The 18,457-nt window shown below is 67.1% G+C and carries 17 protein-coding genes; 11 read left to right on the forward strand and 6 right to left on the reverse strand.

Annotated features, from left to right (window positions below; all coding sequences use genetic code 11):
- The first annotated feature begins 93 nt into the window (after positions 1-93).
- The 9 genes from QNN98_RS09070 to QNN98_RS09110 all read left to right on the forward strand — a co-directional run bounded on the left by QNN98_RS09070 (position 94) and on the right by QNN98_RS09110 (position 10,977).
- A complete protein-coding gene (locus QNN98_RS09070) occupies positions 94-1,038 on the forward strand; it encodes an FKBP-type peptidyl-prolyl cis-trans isomerase (protein WP_227911392.1) in 945 nt (314 codons plus the stop codon).
- A gap of 53 nt (positions 1,039-1,091) precedes the next feature.
- A complete protein-coding gene (locus QNN98_RS09075) occupies positions 1,092-1,487 on the forward strand; it encodes an FKBP-type peptidyl-prolyl cis-trans isomerase (RefSeq protein WP_227911393.1) in 396 nt (131 codons plus the stop codon).
- A gap of 89 nt (positions 1,488-1,576) precedes the next feature.
- Entirely contained in the window at positions 1,577-3,541 is a 1,965-nt protein-coding gene (locus tag QNN98_RS09080) for a helix-turn-helix transcriptional regulator (RefSeq protein WP_283996862.1), read from the forward strand.
- A 43-nt stretch (positions 3,542-3,584) separates the two neighbouring features.
- Positions 3,585-3,920, forward strand: coding sequence for a hypothetical protein (locus QNN98_RS09085; RefSeq protein WP_283996863.1), 336 nt, complete (start codon positions 3,585-3,587; stop codon positions 3,918-3,920).
- A gap of 33 nt (positions 3,921-3,953) precedes the next feature.
- On the forward strand, positions 3,954-4,256 hold the full coding sequence (gene tatA / locus QNN98_RS09090; protein WP_227911396.1) for a Sec-independent protein translocase subunit TatA: 303 nt from the start codon (positions 3,954-3,956) through the stop codon (positions 4,254-4,256).
- Between the two features lie 5 nt (positions 4,257-4,261).
- Complete coding sequence (gene tatC / locus QNN98_RS09095) at positions 4,262-5,089, forward strand: twin-arginine translocase subunit TatC (protein ID WP_227911397.1); 828 nt, start codon at positions 4,262-4,264, stop codon at positions 5,087-5,089.
- A 65-nt stretch (positions 5,090-5,154) separates the two neighbouring features.
- Complete coding sequence (locus QNN98_RS09100) at positions 5,155-8,004, forward strand: DEAD/DEAH box helicase (RefSeq protein ID WP_283996864.1); 2,850 nt, start codon at positions 5,155-5,157, stop codon at positions 8,002-8,004.
- 47 nt (positions 8,005-8,051) lie between these two features.
- Complete coding sequence (locus QNN98_RS09105) at positions 8,052-9,710, forward strand: amidohydrolase (protein WP_283996865.1); 1,659 nt, start codon at positions 8,052-8,054, stop codon at positions 9,708-9,710.
- Positions 9,711-10,248: 538 nt separating this feature from the next.
- Positions 10,249-10,977, forward strand: a complete 729-nt coding sequence (locus tag QNN98_RS09110) for a polyprenol monophosphomannose synthase (protein WP_227911400.1) — start codon at positions 10,249-10,251, stop codon at positions 10,975-10,977.
- A gap of 121 nt (positions 10,978-11,098) precedes the next feature.
- Here QNN98_RS09110 and QNN98_RS09115 read toward each other — a convergent pair whose 3' ends face one another.
- The 4 genes from QNN98_RS09115 to QNN98_RS09130 all read right to left on the reverse strand — a co-directional run bounded on the left by QNN98_RS09115 (position 11,099) and on the right by QNN98_RS09130 (position 14,383).
- A complete protein-coding gene (locus QNN98_RS09115) occupies positions 11,099-11,446 on the reverse strand; it encodes an RNA polymerase-binding protein RbpA (protein WP_227911401.1) in 348 nt (115 codons plus the stop codon).
- Between the two features lie 286 nt (positions 11,447-11,732).
- Positions 11,733-12,704 carry an SPFH domain-containing protein gene (locus QNN98_RS09120; RefSeq protein ID WP_227911402.1) on the reverse strand — a complete coding sequence of 324 codons (972 nt, stop codon included), beginning with the start codon at positions 12,702-12,704 and terminating at the stop codon, positions 11,733-11,735.
- A gap of 75 nt (positions 12,705-12,779) precedes the next feature.
- Positions 12,780-13,304, reverse strand: a complete 525-nt coding sequence (locus QNN98_RS09125; protein WP_283996866.1) for an NfeD family protein — start codon at positions 13,302-13,304, stop codon at positions 12,780-12,782.
- Positions 13,305-13,546: 242 nt separating this feature from the next.
- A complete protein-coding gene (locus QNN98_RS09130) occupies positions 13,547-14,383 on the reverse strand; it encodes a putative RNA methyltransferase (RefSeq protein ID WP_283996867.1) in 837 nt (278 codons plus the stop codon).
- A 58-nt stretch (positions 14,384-14,441) separates the two neighbouring features.
- On the opposite strand from QNN98_RS09130, the gene QNN98_RS09135 reads away from it, so the two are divergent.
- On the forward strand, positions 14,442-16,514 hold the full coding sequence (locus tag QNN98_RS09135; protein WP_283996868.1) for a S9 family peptidase: 2,073 nt from the start codon (positions 14,442-14,444) through the stop codon (positions 16,512-16,514).
- A 26-nt stretch (positions 16,515-16,540) separates the two neighbouring features.
- Here the strand turns inward: QNN98_RS09135 and QNN98_RS09140 are convergent, their stop codons facing one another.
- The gene (locus QNN98_RS09140) at positions 16,541-17,125 is read right to left on the reverse strand and encodes a peptide deformylase (protein ID WP_227926591.1); all 585 of its coding nucleotides are present in this window, start codon (positions 17,123-17,125) and stop codon (positions 16,541-16,543) included.
- Between the two features lie 109 nt (positions 17,126-17,234).
- Between QNN98_RS09140 and QNN98_RS09145 the strand changes: the two genes are divergently transcribed.
- On the forward strand, positions 17,235-17,801 hold the full coding sequence (locus tag QNN98_RS09145) for an SOUL family heme-binding protein (RefSeq protein ID WP_227911406.1): 567 nt from the start codon (positions 17,235-17,237) through the stop codon (positions 17,799-17,801).
- Positions 17,802-18,021: 220 nt separating this feature from the next.
- Here the strand turns inward: QNN98_RS09145 and QNN98_RS09150 are convergent, their stop codons facing one another.
- Positions 18,022-18,324, reverse strand: coding sequence for a DUF4193 domain-containing protein (locus tag QNN98_RS09150; RefSeq protein ID WP_227911407.1), 303 nt, complete (start codon positions 18,322-18,324; stop codon positions 18,022-18,024).
- Between the last annotated feature and the right edge of the window lie 133 nt (positions 18,325-18,457).

The following is an 18,457-nucleotide window of genomic DNA, read 5'->3' on the forward strand; positions in this document are numbered from 1 at the left end:
TCAGGCGGACCGGTTAGTGTGGGGCCTGTTGCGGTCCGGATAGCGCCATGCCCCGGTTCCACACTGATCATGTCCACCACTGAAAGAAGTACTGTGCGTAAAGTACTAGCGATACTCCTGCCTTTCCTGCTGTTCCTGACCGCCTGCTCCGGCGGCGACGGCAATGACAGCGGCCCGCTGTCCTCCGTGAAGATCCAGGGGGGCGAAGAAGGCACCGCACCCACGGTCGATTTCGACAAGCCGCTCAGCGCGGACGAACCCACCCTGACACGCATCAACGATGGTGACGGCAAGGAAGTGGCAGCGGACCAGACCGCAATGCTTCGCCTGGCGATCATCAACCCCGAAGACGGCTCGCTCGTCGATGAAAGCTACACCGCGGAGGATGCCCAGGGCATCGCCGTGGACGAGGCCCTGAAATCCTCCAACTCCCAGCTCTACGACGCCCTGCTCGGCGCCCACGTCGGCTCCGACTTCGCCTACTACGTTCCGGGCGACGAAGAAGCCGGACTTGAAACCAACTTCCTGGTCTTCACGGTCATGGACGCCGTGGATACCGTGCCCTCCCTCAGCCAGGATGAAGCGGCAGCACGCAATGCCGAAGGCACGCTGCTCATGAGTCCCGAAGACGTTGCAGCCCTGGACAGCGAAGGAAAGCTCCCGCAGGTCAGCTTCGGAGAAGACGGCACGCCGTCGATCACCATTCCCGAGGGTGTGGAGGAACCCGACCGCCTCATCGTGAAGGTCCTCGAAGAGGGCGACGGTCCGGTGCTCGAATCCACCGGCACGGTCAAGGCCGCCTACCTGGGCGTGGGCTTGCGGGACGGCAAGACCTTTGATTCCAGCTACGAAAGCGGTGAGCCGGTGGAGTTCCCGCTGGCCAACGTGGTGTCCGGCTGGACCTACGGCCTGGCCGGCCAGAAGGCGGGCTCAAAGGTCCTCCTGGTCCTGCCGTCCGAATTGGCCTACGGCGATCCCGCCCAGAGCGGCCCTTCCGGCCCGCTGGCCTTTGTAGTGGACATCCAGGAAGTCAAGTAGCCTTAACACCTGACTCACCAGACACACCAGTTGTACCGATGCGAGGAGCACCAATGTCATTCGGAAAGCGTGAATACGACCGCCAGAAGCCGGAGATCGATTTTCCGGCCCACGACGCACCCACGGACCTCGTGATTGAGGATCTCGTAGTCGGCGACGGCCAGGAAGTGAAGGCCGGAGACACGGTTTCCACCCATTACGTGGGCGTGGCCTTCTCCACCGGCGAAGAGTTCGATGCCTCTTGGAACCGCGGCGCTCCGCTGGACTTCCGGGTAGGCGTGGGCCAGGTCATCCAGGGCTGGGACCAGGGCCTGCTGGGCATGAAGGTCGGCGGCCGCCGCCGGCTGGAAATCCCGGCATCCATGGCTTACGGCGACCGCGGCGCAGGTTCCGCCGTGGCTCCGGGCGAGTCGCTGATCTTTGTGGTGGACCTGCTCGGCGTCCGCTAGCCCTGCGTTCCGGCGGCGCCGGCCTCCGACATGGAGGCCGGCGCCGCCTTTCTTCGTCCACCGGCACGGAAGGAAGGTAGATTAGCTCCGTGTCCGCCAAGAGAACCGAACGCCTGCTCAACCTCGTTATTGCGCTGCTCTCCACCCGCAGGGGCTTCACCAAGCATGAACTGTTCGAGGAGATCGAACTGTACGGCGAAGCCGCCACGCCCGAGGCCCGCGAAAAACTCTTTGACCGGGACAAGGCCTTCCTGCGCGAGCAGGGCATCCCGGTGGAGTCCGCCAGCGAGGAATACGAGGACAACACCGTCCAGCGCTACCGGATCCGGCACGACGCGTACCGGCTTCCCGGCGTCCAGTTCACCCCGGAAGAGTCCGCGGTCCTGGCCCTGGCCGCCCGGATGTGGGACCAGGCCTCGCTCGGCTCCGCGGCAGCACGGGCACTGCGCAAGCTCCAGGCCCGTGGGGTCCTTCCCGACGACGCCGGCCGCATCCCGCTGCAGCCGAGCATCCGGACCAATGACCCGTACTTCGATGACATCTGGCGTGCCGCCACCACCCGGGTCCCGGTAACCTTCAGCTACCGCGCGTCCGGGTCCGACACCGTTTCGGTCCGCCGGGTCCAGCCCTGGGGGATGGGCAGCCGCTTCGGGCACTGGTACCTAGTGGGGTACGACCTTGACCGCCGTGCCGAGCGGATCTTCCGGCTATCCCGCATGCAGGCACCAGTGCGGCTGCGTCCGGGCAGCTACACCGTGCCCGAAGACTTTGACATCGATGCTTCGCTTGCTTCCCTCGATGGTGTCTTCACCGTCCGCCCGGCTGAGGTGGAGCTGCTTCCCGGCACCGGCACGGCCCTGCGGCTCCAGGCACAGTCGGTGGTTCCCGGTACGGGAGGCCGGGACAGGCTCCTGCTGCAGGTGCGCGACCTCGACTCGCTTGCCGCCGACACCGCCGCGCTCGGGGCGGCCGCCGTCGCCGTCGACCCGCCCGAATACGTGGACGCAGTCCGCAACGCGCTCACCGGCGCCCTCGAAGCCCAGCGCCGCCCGTTGCCGGAATTCACCCTGGCGGAACAGTCCGCACCGGCCCGCCGGCCGGGATACGGCGCACAGGACCACCTCACCCGGCTGCTCGACCTGGTCCCGTACGTCCTGGCCAACCAGGGTGCGGACATGGACGAAACAGCTGCCGCCTTCGGAGTGAGCAAGGAACAGCTGGCCAAGGACCTGGACCTTTTGTTTGTCAGCGGGCCCCGGCATTACCCCAACGGGTTGATGGACGTCAGTTTCGATGACGACCGGATCTATATCGAGAACGCAGACAACCTCTCCGAGCCGGTGCGCTTCGGCATGGATGAGGCCGCAGCGCTCATTGTCGGGTTGGACACGCTGTCCGCGCTGCCGGGCATTGGTTCCTCTGCCGCAGTGGCAGGCGCCGTCGGGAAACTGACGGAAGCTGCGGGCGAAGCCGGGGCCGTGGGCACGGCCGTGGCGGCACGCCTTGACGACACCGCCGGGGCAGACGTGCTGGTTGAACTGCAGCAGGCCATTGCCGGTGCCCGTCAGCTTGAGTTGCGGTACCTGGTTCCGCGCCGGGACGAAGTCACCCTCCGCACGGTTGATCCGCGCCGCCTGTTCTCCGTGGACAACATCTGGTACGTGGAAGCGTGGTGCCACCGGGCCGAAGCGCTGCGCAATTTCCGTGTTGACCGGATCCTCGGTGTCCGGGACACCGGCCCTGCCCTCACCCATGCACCCGAGACGGATGCGTCCTTCCCGGACAGCCTGTTCACGCCCGGCCCGCAGGACACCTTGGTCACACTCGTACTGGACCCGGCCTCCCTGTGGGTGGCTGAGGCGTACGACGCCGAGCGCCGGGCCGCGCTGCCGGACGGGCGCACCGCGGTGGAACTGCGGACGGCGGACGCCGCCTGGATTCCCTCCTTTATGGGCAGGCTTGGCGGCGGGGCGGCGGTTGCTGCACCGGCTGAACTGCGCGAGGCGGCGCAGTCCTGGCTTCAGGAAGCTGCCGGAAACTATCCGGCCGGCTAACGGGCAGTCCGACACGGAATACATACTCCACTATGCTGGAACTATGCCTTGGTGGTCCTGGATACTGATTTGGCTTGCCCTCGCGGCAGGCGCGGCGGGCTTTTATGCCCTCATTGGCTACCGGCTGTTCCAGCGGTTCCTCAGTGTCCTCCGGGACGTCGAAACCGCCACGGCCAAGTTCTCCCTGCGCACACCGGACACCGTTCCGTCCATGGTGGTCGAGGATGAAAAGCCTGGCATCTTCACGGAACCGGCCGCCGCCCGGAAGTCCTACGAAGCGGGCAAGACCGCCCGCCGCCAGGCGCGCCGGCAGCGCCGGGTTGAGCGCCGCACAGCCAAAGGGCAGCCCCGTGCATGGCGCGACTTCCCGGAACTCTGACATAGGATTGTTGTTTAACGAAAGGACAACGCCATGAGGCTTGAAGGCTGGCAGCTTATTGCCATTATCGTATTGGCCATCCTGCTCTTCGGCGCTCCGAAGCTGCCGGGACTCGCAAGGAGCGTGGGCCAGTCCCTGCGCATCTTCAAATCCGAGGTCCGCCAGATGAAGGACGACGATCCCAAGGCCCCCGCGGATCCGATGGAAGGCCGGGTGGTCAACCCCGAGCAGCAGCCCAAGGCTGCCGATCAGACCTTCTTCCCCGGGCAGACCCCGCCGTCGGGTACTCCGGGCGGTTCCGCCGGCCCCGCGGGTAACCCGCCAACCAGCCGCTAGCAGCCGTGGCGCTGCGCAAAGGGCGCAAATCCAACCCCGAAGGGCGGATGGCGCTCAAGGAGCACCTGCGGGAGTTCCGCAACCGGCTCTTCAAATCCGCCATCGCCGTGGTGCTTGGCACCGTGGGCGGCTTTTTCCTGTACCTCCCTGTTTTCGAGGCACTGACCAAGCCGCTCATTGACGCGGGCAACAGTGACGGCCGCTTCACCACGATCAACTTCGAGGGTGTAGCCACCCCCTTCGACCAGATGATCCAGGTCTCCGTCTTCGTCGGCCTACTCGTCTCCAGCCCGGTCTGGCTGTACCAGGCCTGGGCCTTCATCACCCCGGGCCTCAAGCGCAAGGAACGACGGGCGGCCCTGGGGTTCTTGGCAGCAGCTGTTCCGCTCTTCCTTGCCGGCGTGTACCTGGCCTGGCTGATCCTCCCCAACGCCGTGCGGGTGCTGACCGAGTTCACGCCCGAAGGCGGCTCGAACGTTATAACGGCGTCGGTGTACCTGGCGTTTGTCCTGCGGCTGCTGCTGGCCTTCGGCATCGCGTTCCTGATCCCCGTTTTCCTGGTCGGGCTGAATATCGCCGGGCTGCTGCGGGGCAGGACCATCATCAAGTACTGGCGGATCACCGTTTTCGTGATCTGCCTCTTTGCGGCCATGGCCGCGCCGGGCGCCGATGCCCTGAGCATGTTCTATCTGGCAGCCCCGCTGCTGGCCCTGTTCGCGCTGGCCGTGGTCCTGTGCCTGATCAACGACCGCCGGCGTGCCCGCCGGGAGACCGAACGTGAAGCCGCGGTCGAAGCCGATGCGGACAAAGCCACCCCCATCGACAAACTGTAGGGCCGCCGTGTTCGCCCACCGGCGATATGGCATCGGGCAGTTTGCATAGAGCATAGGCTGGGTACATGACTTCTCCTTCGGAGCGGTACCTTGCCGCAAAACAACGTTCCGAACACGCCAAGACGGAGCTGGGGGTCTTTGAGCAGTCGCTGGGCTTCGAACTGGATGCTTTCCAGTCTGAGGCCTGCCGCTCCCTCGAGGCCGGCCGCGGGGTCCTGGTAGCTGCACCCACCGGTGCCGGCAAGACGGTGGTGGGGGAGTTCGCCGTCTACCTTGCCTTGCAGAAGGGCCTGAAAGCCTTCTACACCACCCCCATCAAGGCCCTGAGCAACCAGAAATACACCGAGCTGGCAGCAGCGTACGGCAGCGGACGGGTGGGCCTGCTCACCGGTGACACCAGCATCAACCCCGACGCCGACGTCGTGGTGATGACCACCGAAGTGCTGCGCAACATGCTCTACTCCAACTCGGAGACCCTGATGGACCTGGGCTACGTCATCATGGACGAGGTCCACTACCTCGCCGACCGGTTCCGCGGGGCGGTCTGGGAGGAAGTCATCATCCACCTGCCCTCCGACGTCCAGGTGGTCTCGCTCAGTGCCACCGTGTCCAATGCGGAGGAATTCGGCGCCTGGCTGGACACCGTCCGCGGTTCCACCGATGTGGTGGTCTCCGAGCACCGTCCCGTTCCGCTGTGGCAGCACGTGATGGTGGGCCGGGAGATCTTCGACCTGTTCGAATCCGACGTGTCCTTCGACGAGGCGGCAGACGAATCACCCGGCATCAAGGAACGCTACCGGGTGAACCCCGAGCTGATGGAGCTGGCCCGGGCTGAGTCCCGGGTCAGCCAGCGCGGCCACTGGGGCGGAGCCCGCGCACGCGGCGGGCGCAGCGACCGGCACCGCGGCGGCCGTCCCGGCGCACACGGGCAGGCCGGACCCCCGATCACCCGGATCCAGCGTGCCTCCCGCCCGCAGGTCATCGCCCAGTTGGACCGCAACGGCCTGCTGCCGGCCATTACCTTCATTTTTTCGCGCAACGGCTGCGAGGCCGCCGTCCGGCAGTGCGTGGACTCGGGCCTTTGGCTTACCGATGAAGAAGAGCGCCACGAGATAGCGCGGGTGGTGGATGAAGCCACCCAGGACATCCCCGAAGACGATCTGGAGGTGCTGGGCTTCTGGACCTGGCGCGAGGGATTGGTCCGCGGGTTCGCCGCCCACCACGCGGGGATGCTGCCGACGTTCAAGGAAGTGGTGGAACGCCTTTTCGCCGCCGGCCTGGTCCGCGCCGTGTTCGCCACGGAAACCCTGGCGCTGGGCATCAACATGCCCGCCCGGTCCGTGGTGCTGGAAAAACTGGATAAGTTCAACGGTGAAGCGCACGTTGACATCACCGCCGGTGAATACACCCAGCTGACCGGCCGCGCAGGGCGGCGGGGGATCGATGTTGAAGGCCACGCGGTAGTGCTGTGGCAGCCCGGCACGGACCCGGCCGCCGTCGCCGGCCTCGCGTCCCGGCGCACCTATCCGCTGAACTCCAGCTTCCGGCCGACCTACAACATGAGCATCAACCTGATCGCCCAGTTCGGCCGCGAACGTGCACGGGAGATCCTTGAGTCTTCCTTCGCACAGTTCCAGGCGGACCGTTCCGTGGTGGGCCTGGCCAAGCAGGTGCGCTCCCGCGAGGAGTCGCTGGCCGGCTACGAAAAAGCCATGACCTGCCATCTGGGCGACTTCAGCGAATACGCTGCCATGCGGCGCCAGCTGTCGGACCTGGAAGACGCGGCGTCCAAGGTCCGGGCGCGGAACAAGCGCAGCTCCGCCGCGGCGTCGCTGGAAAACCTGCGGCCCGGCGACATTGTCTACATCCCCGGCGGGCGTAATTCCGGCCATGCCGTGGTGCTGGACGTGGATGCTTCCGCCCGCGAGGTACGGCCTGCGGTACTGACCGAGGACAAGCAGATCCGGCGCATCAGCTCCGGGGATCTGGATGGTCCGCTCGAATCCGTGTCCCACATCCGGATCCCCAAGTCCTTCAACTCCCGCTCACCCAAGGACCGCCGGGACCTCTCCGCGTCGCTGCGGAACGCCCTGCATGACCACCGGCCGCCGCGCCCCGCCGCCGCCCGGGCCAACGAGCTGCGCACGGCCGGAACGGAACGGCAGGAGAAGGCCATCGCCGAACTGCGCCGGAAGCTGCGGGCCCACCCCTGCCACGGCTGCAGCGAACGTGAAGACCATGCCCGCTGGGCCGAGCGCTGGTGGAAGCTGCGCCGGGAGACGGACAACCTGGTGGGACAGATCCGCGGACGCACCAACACCATCGCCAAAACCTTCGACCGGGTGTGCGAGGTGCTGAGCCGGTACGGATACGTGGCAGTGGACGGATCCGGGACCGCCGGCGTCACGCCCGCCGGGCAGAAACTGCGGCGCATCTACGGTGAAAAGGACCTCCTGGTTGCCCTCGCCCTGGAAAACGGCGCGTTCGACGAACTGGATGCTGCAGAGCTGGCTTGCCTGGCCACCGCGCTGGTGTACCAGGCCAAGCGCGAGGAGCGCGGCCTGCGCCCGAAAATGCCCAGCGTCTCGCTCGAAGTGTCCGTGGATGCCGTCATCCGGCAGTGGTCTGAGCTGACGGACCTGGAAGAAGCCTCGAAGCTGCCGCTCACGGGCGAGCCCGAGCTGGGCCTGGTCTGGCCCATGTACAAGTGGGTCAAGGGCAAGCACCTCCAGGTGGCCCTGAACGGCACCGAGTTGGCGGCAGGTGACTTTGTACGCTGGGCCAAGCAGGTGATCGACCTGCTCGACCAGCTCGCCAAGGTGCCCGACCTTCCCTCCGCAATGTACCGGCGCCTCCGCGAGGCCATTGGCCTGGTGCGCCGCGGCGTCGTCGCCTATTCAAACGTCGGCGACTAGCCTCCTTCCGCTTCCCCCAACAGTTTCTACAGAAAACAGGTGAGTCCTTGAACGGCAGTACCATCCCGAGCGCCCCGAAGCTGACGCTCTACCGCAACGGCTCGGTCTACAGTGCCGGCGATCCCTTTGCCACCGCCATGCTCGTGGACGGCGACACCATCGCCTGGGTGGGGTCCGAGCAGGCCGCCACCTCCATCCAGGACAGCAAGATGGATGTGGTGGACCTGCACGGAGCGCTGGTGGCCCCGGGTTTTGTGGACTCCCACGTGCACGCCACCGAACTGGGCATGTCCCTGGCGACCCTTGACCTGAGCGGCTGCACATCGCTGGCGGACCTGCTGGAGGCCGTCAGCCGCTATGCCGCGGCCAGCAGCGGGTTGATCCTGGGTGCGGGCTGGGACGAGTCCCGCTGGCCGGAACGCCGTTTCCCCACGGCGGCGGAACTGGATGCCGCCTCCGGCAACCGGCCCGTCTATCTTTCCCGCAGCGACGTGCACTGCGCCGCCGTATCCGGAACCCTGGCGGCCGATCTGCGCCTGCAGGAGTACGACGGATGGGACAACGGTTTTGTGGTCCGCGCCGCGCATGAGGCTGCGCGCACCGTGTCGCGGAGCGCCGACCCGGCCCAGCGCTCGGCGTTCCAGCGGGCTGCCCTGAAGCACGCCGCTTCCCGCGGCGTGGTGGCCGTCACTGAAATGGCCGCACCGCACATTGCTCCTCCGGAGGACCTGCGGCAACTGCTGGGCCTGGACGGTGCCCCGGCCGAGGAGCCGATGCCGCAGGTGCTGCCTTACTGGGGCCAGCTGGTGGAAACAGAAGCCCAGGCCACCGGGCTGATGGAGTTCTTCGAGGGCAGGCTGCTCGGCCTGGCCGGGGACCTGAACATTGACGGGTCCTTCGGTGCCCGCACCGCGGCCCTGCGGGAGCCGTACACCGACCGGTCCGATACCCGCGGGACGCTGTACCTCACACCGGAACAGGTGGGCCGGCACCTGGAACTGATGACGCGGGCCGGACTGCAGGGCGGCTTCCACGTGATCGGAGACGCGGGCATGGATACCGCGCTGGCAGGCCTGCGCCTGGCCGCCGAGGCACTGTCCGACGCCGGCGGCGAAGCGGCCCTGCGCGCCGCCCATCATCGGCTCGAGCACGCTGAAATGACTGACGACGCGGCCATCGCCGAGCTGCTGCGCTTCGGTGTCACGGTCAGCCTGCAGCCCGGCTTCGACGCCGCCTGGGGCCACCCGGGCGGCCTCTACGAGCAGCGGGTGGGTCCGCGCCGTGAGGGCATGAACCGCCTGGCTTCCCTGCTGTCGGCAGGAGTGCCGGTGGCACTGGGCTCCGACACTCCCGTCCTTCCCCTCGATCCGTGGTCCGGGGTCCGTGCTGCCATGGCGCACTCGAATCCGCGTGAACGCGTTTCCGCCCGGGCCGCATTCATCGGGCACACCCGTGCCGGCTGGCGTGCTGCGGGGGAGAAGAACTTCATGCGCGGCCAGCTGGCTCCCGGCGCCCCGGCTTCCTTCGCGCTGTGGGAGGTGCAGGAACTGATGGTCCAGACCCCGGACGCCAATGTGTCGGCCTGGAGCACCGATCCGCGGGCCGGAACTCCGCTGCTGCCCGCACTGGACAACGGTGACGAACCCCGGTGCCTGCAGACGGTCCATAACGGCAACGAGCTCTACCGCGCCCCGGACCTGGCCTAGCCGGTAAATTCCCGGTCCCGCCTGGGCGGGGCCGGCCCGGCCCTGACCTGCGGTGATACCGGAAACGTCCTAGTCAGCGGCCGCATTGACAGCGGGAAGCGAGCACGTAGGCTATGACTACTGCAGTCGGGACCGGCCGTTTGGGGGACATGCCGGGCACGTCGCTGGACCTGTTCCAGCCCGGGCCCTGTGCACTGCCCCTACGCGTTTCCGGTTCTTCGGCTGCCACGGCCCCGTTCAGCGCGTGCCGGGGCGAAAGTTCCGCGGGCGGCTGGTGACAGGGCCTTGCACCACAGCAATCGGGTGGGTTCAACCGTCAGTAGAAAACAGGCCCGGCACCGTCCGGTACTGGCCCGAAGACGGCAGGACCCGCCCGATTGTGCGTGCCGCACCGCCTGTCGCCGGTCCGGGCCCGGCTGTGACCGGGCCCCGCCGGAGCACGCCGGCCGCGCGCTCCCATATACTAGGTAGTCAGCCGGGGGAGCAACCCCGTCTAGCCCGCCAACAGCGCGGCGTGCGTCCACGAAAGGCTTACCGAGTGCGTGTCCTGACCATCATCCCTACTTACAACGAGATTGAGTCCCTTCCCAAGACGCTCACGCGGCTGCGGAATGCGGTGCCCGACTCGGATGTACTGATTGCGGACGATAACAGCCCGGACGGCACCGGCGACTACGCCGATGAGGTTGCTGCCAAGGACCCGAAGGTGCATGTACTGCACCGTAAGGGCAAGGAGGGCCTGGGCGCCGCCTACATTGCCGGCTTCCGCTGGGGCCTGGAGCGCGGCTATGACGTACTGGTGGAGATGGACGCCGACGGTTCGCACCGTCCGGAGGAACTGCCGCGGCTGCTCGAAGCTTCCAAGGCCGGTGCAGACCTGGTGATCGGCTCGCGCTGGGTTCCCGGCGGTTCGGTGGTGAACTGGCCGTTGCGCCGCAAGCTGCTCTCCCGCGCCGGCAGCACGTACTCGCGCCTGATGCTGGGCATTGCCGTCCGTGACATTACCGCCGGCTACCGCGCGTTCCGCCGCGGCACGCTGGAACAGCTGGATCTGGGCGCCGTGGAGTCCGTGGGCTACGGGTTCCAGGTCGATATGACCTTCCGCGTGGCACGGCTGGGCCTGAAGATCACCGAAGTGCCCATCACCTTCGTGGAACGGGAATTCGGTGCCTCGAAGATGAGCGGCAACATTGTGGTCGAGGCCATGACCAACGTGACCCGCTGGGGACTCACGGCACGCTGGAAGAAGCTCACCGGCCGGTCCTAGTCCGCGGGGCCCGGGCCCAGACGCAAATAAGCAGGGCGGCTGCCGATTGGCAGCCGCCCTGCTTTTTTGCGTGTTGACTATGTCTGTGCCGGCCGGTGCGTTGCCGCACCGGCGAACCGGGTCAGGCGCTGGTGCGCTCTCCGCGGCGTTCACGCAGGATGTTCAGCCGGTCCTGGAGGATGGTCTCAAGCTCCTCGATGCTGCGGCGCTCCAGCAGCATGTCCCAGTGCGTACGCACCGGCTTGTCGTTGCTGGTGTCGGGCTTCTCGCCGTTGACCAGGAGCGCTTCCTTGCCGGTCTTGGAAATCCAGACCGGCGGAATGTCCGCTTCGGCGGCGAAGGTTACGAAAACACGCTCGCCATCCTCGCAGCGGTATTCCACCCGCTGGCGGGGAGCCGGCTCCACACCGGATTCGGTCTCCATGCTCTGCGCACCAAGGCGCATACCCCGCAGGCTACGATCGCTCATCTTTTCTCCCTCTTCAATCCGCTGGATCCGCTGGCGGATCCTCTGTTGTGCCGGCGCCGGGCCGGTGCTCGTTCCGGTGCTGATGCCGGTTCTGATGCCGCTTATCTGCACGCTGCCGCCCCTGCGGGCGGTCCGGCCGGCGGCCCCTTCCGCCCTCACAGTTCATACAACGCCGACGGCGCTGCTGCTGTTCCCGGCGGCGGTCCCGTATCGGCGCCGCGGCCATTGCCCGGCAAACAACCTATTGTACCGGTACCAACCGCCGATCGGCGAACACAGGGGAGGGTCAGGCCACCCCGGCTGCGTCCGCTGCGGGCCCGGACCCGTTCTGCACGGGGGAGCTGCCGTTGGTGGAGGAGTGCTTTTTCGCATCCGGTACGAAGTCGCCCAGGGCGCTGCCCACGCCCTTGAGCGCTTCGCCGAGTTCGCTGGGGATGATCCAGACCTTGTTGGACGTGCCTTCGGCCAGCTTGGGCAGCGTCTGGAGGTACTGGTAGGCCAGCAGCTTCTGGTCCGGGTTGCCCTTGTGGATCGCGTCGAAGACCTTGGCGATGGCCTGGGCCTCGCCGTCGGCCCGCAGGATCGCGGCCTTGGCGTCGCCTTCGGCGGCCAGGATGGCTGCCTGCCGGCGTCCCTCGGCCGTGAGGATCTGCGACTGCTTGGAGCCTTCCGCGGTGAGCACGGTGGCCCGGCGTTCACGTTCGGCACGCATCTGCTTTTCCATCGAATCCTGGATGGTCAGGGGCGGGGCAATGGTCTTGAGCTCCACGCGCGAGACGCGGATGCCCCAGCGGCCGGTGGCCTCATCCAGCACGCCGCGCAGCTGGCCGTTGATCTGGTCGCGGGAGGTCAGCGCCTCTTCCAGGTTCAGGCCGCCCACTACGTTGCGCAGGGTGGTAATGGTCAGCTGCTCCACACCCTGGATGTAGTTGGCAATCTCATAGGTGGCCGCCCGGGCGTCGGTGACCTGGAAGTACACCACGGTGTCGATGGAGACCACCAGGCTGTCCTCGGTAATGACCTGCTGCGGAGGGAAGGACACCACCTGTTCACGCAGGTCCAGCAGCGGCAGGAGCCGGTCCACGAACGGGATCAGGATAGTCAGGCCGGGATTCAGGGTCTTCTGGTACTTGCCCAGCCGTTCCACCACCCCTGCCCGGGCCTGCGGGACAATCTTTACAGCCTTGACGAGGATGACCAATACAAAGATCACCAGCACGGCAAGAACAACTACTAGGACGCCGGTTCCGGTACCCATGTTCCCCCCTTTGGGATTTGGCAGGATCCGCGGATCCTGCGGTTGGTCCGGCGGTGGTGCCGCCGGCACGATTCGTTAGGTTGTTTCGCGGCGGCCCGGTTCCGGGGTCTTTCCGCTTGCACCGGGCCGGTCCGGGGTATTCCCGGCCGAAGCCTCGACGACGGCGGTGGCGCCTTCGATCCGGGCCACCCGTACCTGCGTCCCGGCCGCCAGCGTATCCCCGGCGGCGCTGCGCGCGGACCAGGTTTCCCCGCCGATCTTCACTGTGCCGGCGAGCCCGGTTACGGCCTCCAGCGTCAGCGCCGGCCCGCCGACGAGACGGTCTATGTTGGAGAGCTGGTCCTTGCTGCTGTGCTGCAGGTGCTTGAGTGCCAGCGGACGCACCAGTGCGATCATCAGCACGGACACCAGGGCGAACACCACAACCTGCAGGAACAGCGGGGCACCGAGCAGCGAACTGAGCATGGCCGCCAGCGCACCAACGGAGAGCATCGCGAAAAACAGATCCAGAGTGAGGGCCTCAATAGCGGCGAAGCCCAGGAAAAGCACCAGCCACAGGGCCCAGCCGTAGCTGAGCATCCATTCGTAGACTTCCTGCATCCGTTATCCCCTTTTCTTTCGGATGTTCGTTCGGATGTATCCGCGTGTAGTCGGGTTCCGGCTTTACCGGGTTGCTCCGCTGTGCCCGGGCGTCGCGCGGGGCGTCTTGCCGGTTGGTGCGGCGGTCCGGGTGTGCGCGGGTTCTCCCGGCGCAGCGGCGCGTTGAGATCATTCTGCCCGAAGAGACGGTGCAGACCTAGGGATATCCGTGCCGGTTGGGTAACGTTTGCGTCCCGCCCGGGCTAGCGGGCCCGGAAGAGCTGCAGGGAGAATGACGCGGTTACCCCAAGTGGCAGGGCAAAGCCCGCCACGGTGCGGTCCAGGGCGGCCGGATCCAGGTGCCGGGCAGAGGGGCCCATGAGGGCTACGTTGCGCAGGTCCGCGGCCTCAAGCTGCATTTCGTAGGTGCAGCGGACCGTGTGCAGCGGCGTGAACCACCGCTCCATTGCGGCGGCAACCCGTTCCGCTTTTTCCGTCCCGATGTCCAGCATTCCTGCTGCGGCGCGGATCTGCTGCAGATGGTCCGGGCCGGGGGTGACCACAGCCAGCACGCCGCTGGAGTCCAGGACCCGGCGGAACTCGGCCGGGTTCCGCGGTGCGAAGACATTCAGGACCACGTCCACCGAGGCATCCGGGAGCGGAAGCCTGCGCCACACGTCCCACACCAGGGCGTAGGAACCGGGCAGGGACCGGGCAGCACGGCGCAGCGCAAATTTGGAAATGTCCATGGCCACGGCGGCGGCTCCGGGAAGGGCCGCCAGGACCTCGCCGAGGTAATATCCCGTGCCGGCACCGGCGTCGAGCACCGTGGCAGCGTTCGGGGCCGCCGGGGAAACCAGCCGGGCGAGTTCCGCAGCCAGGGGCGCGTAGTGGCCGGCGGCGAGGAAATCGGCGCGGGCCTGCACCATGGCGGCAGTGTCGGCCTGGAACTTGGTGCCGGCACCGGTGAGGAGGTTGAAATAGCCCTGTTTGGCGGCGTCGTACCGGTGCCCGGCTGGGCACGCAAGGGTCCGCAGCGCGGCGTCGGGCTCGAGGGTGCTGCCGCAGACGGGACACTCCAGGGGCGGCAGGGAAGGCATAAAACCATCCTAAGGCGGCAGTTGGCCGGGGACGGCAGGGAACATTAGGCTTCCACTCGTGAAACCATGTGACCTGCCTCTCCTTAATTCACTGTCCGCTCCCGCCCTGCACCCTGACGCCCTGTACTGCGTGGTGTCCGTGACCCGGCCCGACTTCGCCGCTGATGCCTATACCGGCCAGCTGTGGCGGGTCCCGCTGACGCCGGGCGGGGCGCCGCGCCGGCTCACCCGGGGCTTCCGCGACACCGTCCCGAAGTACAGTCCGGACGGCAGTGTCCTGGGGTTCCTCCGTGCAGCACCGGGGGAGCCGGCCCAGTTGTACGTGCTGGGTGCCGGCAGCGGGGAACCGGTGCAGCTGACCGATGCCGCCCTGGGCGTCAGCTGGTTCGCGTTCTCGCCGGACGGGGTCCGCGCGGTGTTTTCCGCCCGGGTGCCGAAAGCGGGCCGGTACGGCACTGTTGAGGGCGTGGCCGCCGGCGCCGAGGATCCCCGGCTGATCACCACCTTCAAATACCGGATGAACGGCGTGGGCTACACGCAGGACAAACCCGTCCAGGCCTTCCTCGTGGACCTGCCCGATCTGGATGCGGAACCGTACATTCCGCCCCGGGGACGGAGCCGGGAAGCCCGGGCCGGGGAAGACCGCGAAGAGGACCGCGGCGAGGACGGCGGCAGCCGCGGCCTGCCCGAGGCGGTGCAGCTGACCACCGGAGCCACCGACCACCTGCAGCCCGTGTTCAGCGCCGACGGGAGCCGGATCCTGTTCACTGCCGCCCGGGACGATGAGACCCTGGTGGCGGATGCCTACAGCATCAGCCCTGACGGAACCGGCCTCACGAAGCTGACCAATTTGGGCGGCGGCAGCCCGCTGGCCGTATCCGACCCGGTGCAAAGCACCAACGGGCACTGGCTGTTCTACCTCGGTCAGGAAGTATCGGAGTCAGGCACCGACTTCGTGGCCCGGAACACCTCGCTGTACGCCGCGCCGGCAGCAGACCCGTCCGCGGTGCGCCGGCTGACGGATCCGGAAACCGTGGACCTGGCCGAGGGCACCGTGGTTCCGCACAACAGTGCCGAAGCCCTGGTCTTTAACCGGTCCCGGGGCACAGGCGAGCTGCTGTCCGTGGATCCCCGCGGCGGGGTGCACACCATGGTGGAGGGCCCGCGGGTTGTCACCGCAGCCGGCTCGGCGGGCGGCACCGTGGTGGCCTGCTATACGGATCCGCAGACCGCCGGTGACCTGGCCGTCGTCGACGACGACGGGCTGCGGCGGCTTACCGACTTCTCGGCGGCCCTGCGCCGGCATGCTCCGCTGACTATTCCGGCGGAGGAAACCCATTCCTCATCCGACGGCTATCCGGTCCATGGCTGGGTGGCGCTGCCGGAGGGGCCCGGTCCCCACCCGGTACTGCTGAACATTCACGGCGGACCGTTTGCGCAGTATGGGTGGGGCTGCTTCGATGAAACGCAGATTTACACGGAGGCCGGCTACGCCGTGCTGATGTGCAATCCGCGCGGCTCCGCCGGGTACGGGCAGGACCATGGACGCAGCATCAAAGCGGATATGGGCACCCTCGATTTGGCCGATGTGCTGGCCTTCCTGGACGGCGCCCTGGCCGGGCACCCGGAACTGGACGGCACCCGGGTGGGCATCATGGGCGGTTCCTACGGCGGCTACCTCACGGCCTGGACCATCGCGCACGACCACCGCTTCACCGCTGCCGTGGTGGAGCGCGGTTTCCTGGATCCGCTTTCCTTCACCGGCTCAGCGGACATTGGCTGGTTCTTCAGCGCCGGTTACACGGGCACCGATCCCGGGCACGTCCTGGAGCAGAGCCCGATGGCCTGCGTGGACGCCGTCCGGACCCCTACGTTCGTGGTCCACTCCGAGGAAGACCTGCGGTGTCCCGTGGAGCAGGCCCAGCGCTACTACACGGCGCTGAAGCTGCGCGGCGTGCCCACCGAGTTGCTGCTGTTCCCGGGCGAAAACCACGAACTATCACGCAGCGGCACCCCCTGGCACCGCCGCCGCCGGTTCGAGCATCTGCTGCGCTGGTGGGCGCGCTGGCTGCCCACGGCACAGAATCCCGCGCCGCAGAACGCCCGACAGCCGGAGCCGGCCGGCGCCTAGGCAGCCGGAGTCCCAGCGGGGCCGGGTTAGAAGCCCAGGACCCGCTGGGACTCCTCGATGTCCGGCGCGGCCCAGCGCCGGGCGTATTCGGTGTTGCTGCACAGTGAGCGGGTGAGCACCTTGTCCACGTACACCGTCCCGTAGAGATGGTCCGTCTCGTGCTGGACAATCCGCGCCTGCCAGCCGCTGAACCGTTCCATGTGCTGGCGGGACTGCGGGTCGGTGTAGTCCAGCACCACGGACGCATGCCGGCGCACCACGCCCTGGTACCCCTCGAAAGACAGGCAGCCCTCGAAGAATTCGGCGCTATCCTCGCCGTCGGCTTCGTAGCGGGGATTGATGATGGTGAAGAACGGCAGCGGCTGGCGGTCCCGTACCGCCGCCGCTTCCGCGCCGACGTCGTAAGTGTCTTCCAGTACGGCGATCTGCAGCGGGATGCCCAGCTGGGGCGCGGCCAGGCCTACACCGGGCGCAGCGTGCATCACCCGCCGCATCAGCGCAATCAGCGCCTCCAGCTCCTCGGCGTCCAGCTCACCGTCGAAGGGCAGCGCCGCACGGCGCAGGGCGGGGTGGCCCAGTTGGACAATCGGTACAAGCTCCTGCTCCAGCATCGGAAGGACCAGGTCACGCAGCAGGGCGGAGGATTCGGTGGGCACGGATTCATCCTAATGGCCGCTACGCTGTTGGTGCGCCGCACCGGAGAGTAGCGTCTGGCCCATCATGACTGAGCAGCAGCCCTACACCGTGCTGGGACGGTATCCAGGATTCGAGTTGCGCCACTATCCGGCGCACGTGCTGGCCCAGGTCACTGTGAACGCGGGATTCGAGGGGGCCGGCAACACCGGTTTCCGCTACCTGTACCGGTACATCAGCGGCCGGAACTCCTCCCGGGCGGGACTGGACCCCTATCCGCCGGGCGAAGTGCAGTTCAGCGAAAACCTGGCGATGACAGCCCCGGTGCTCCTGGAGCCGAGCCCCATCGCGGGAGCCTTTACGGTGGCTTTTGTCCTCCCTGGGGACCTGACCGCCCTCACCGCCCCGGTGCCGGAGGATCCCGCTGTGAGCATTGTGGCGGTACCGGGACAAACGGGGGCGGCAGCAGCCTTCTCCGGACGCTGGAATGAAGCCAACTACCAGGCCCATTTGGCCGCCTTGCAGGCCGCCGTCGGGGCAGAGGGGTTCAGCCTGCTGGGAAATCCGCGTTTTGCGCGGTTCGACCCGCCCTACCGGCCCTGGTTCCTGCGCCGCAACGAGGTGGTTCAGGATGTGGAGGGACCGGGGGACTGATGCGGCAGCGGGTGGATCCCGGGCAGGGCGGCGCCTGTTCCGCTCATGCGTCCGGGTCCGCCAGGTCCTGTCCTGCGGATGACAGCGCCCGGGACGACGGCGGGAGGGCGGCATGGTCGGAGGAGGTCACCCGTGGATTGTATGGGCCGGCGGGGGAGAGCCACACAAAAAGCCGGGTCCCGCCTCAACGGCGGAACCCGGCTGTGCTGCGGGGCAGGAGTTAGCCTTCGCAGTCCACGCAGTAAGCCTCGCCGTTCTTTTCGCGGGCAATCTGCGAACGGTGGCGTACGAGGAAGCAGGACATGCAGGTGAACTCGTCTGCCTGCGGGGGAACCACCTTGATGAGCAGTTCCTCGCCGGACAGGTCTGCGCCGGGAAGGTCAAAACCATCAATGGCGTCTGACTCTTCGACATCGATGACAGCCGTCATCGCTCCGCCGCGCTGCTGAGCTTTCAGACCCTCCAGGGAGTCTGTGTGCTGGTCTTCTTCCTTGACGCGCGGGGCATCGTAATCGGTAGCCATTTTGTTGTGCTTATCTCCTGATTTGGGGGGGTTGAAGCGTAGATCATATAGGGCAACGAAAGTCGCTGCACCAAACCGTACAGGCGTGGCGGCCGTTCGTTGACGAAATAGGCGGCGAAAGTGACCAACGTCC

Origin of the sequence: Arthrobacter sp. zg-Y1143, assembly GCF_030125565.1 — a bacterium.
In the GTDB taxonomy this organism is placed as follows: Bacteria; Actinomycetota; Actinomycetes; order Actinomycetales; family Micrococcaceae; genus Arthrobacter_B.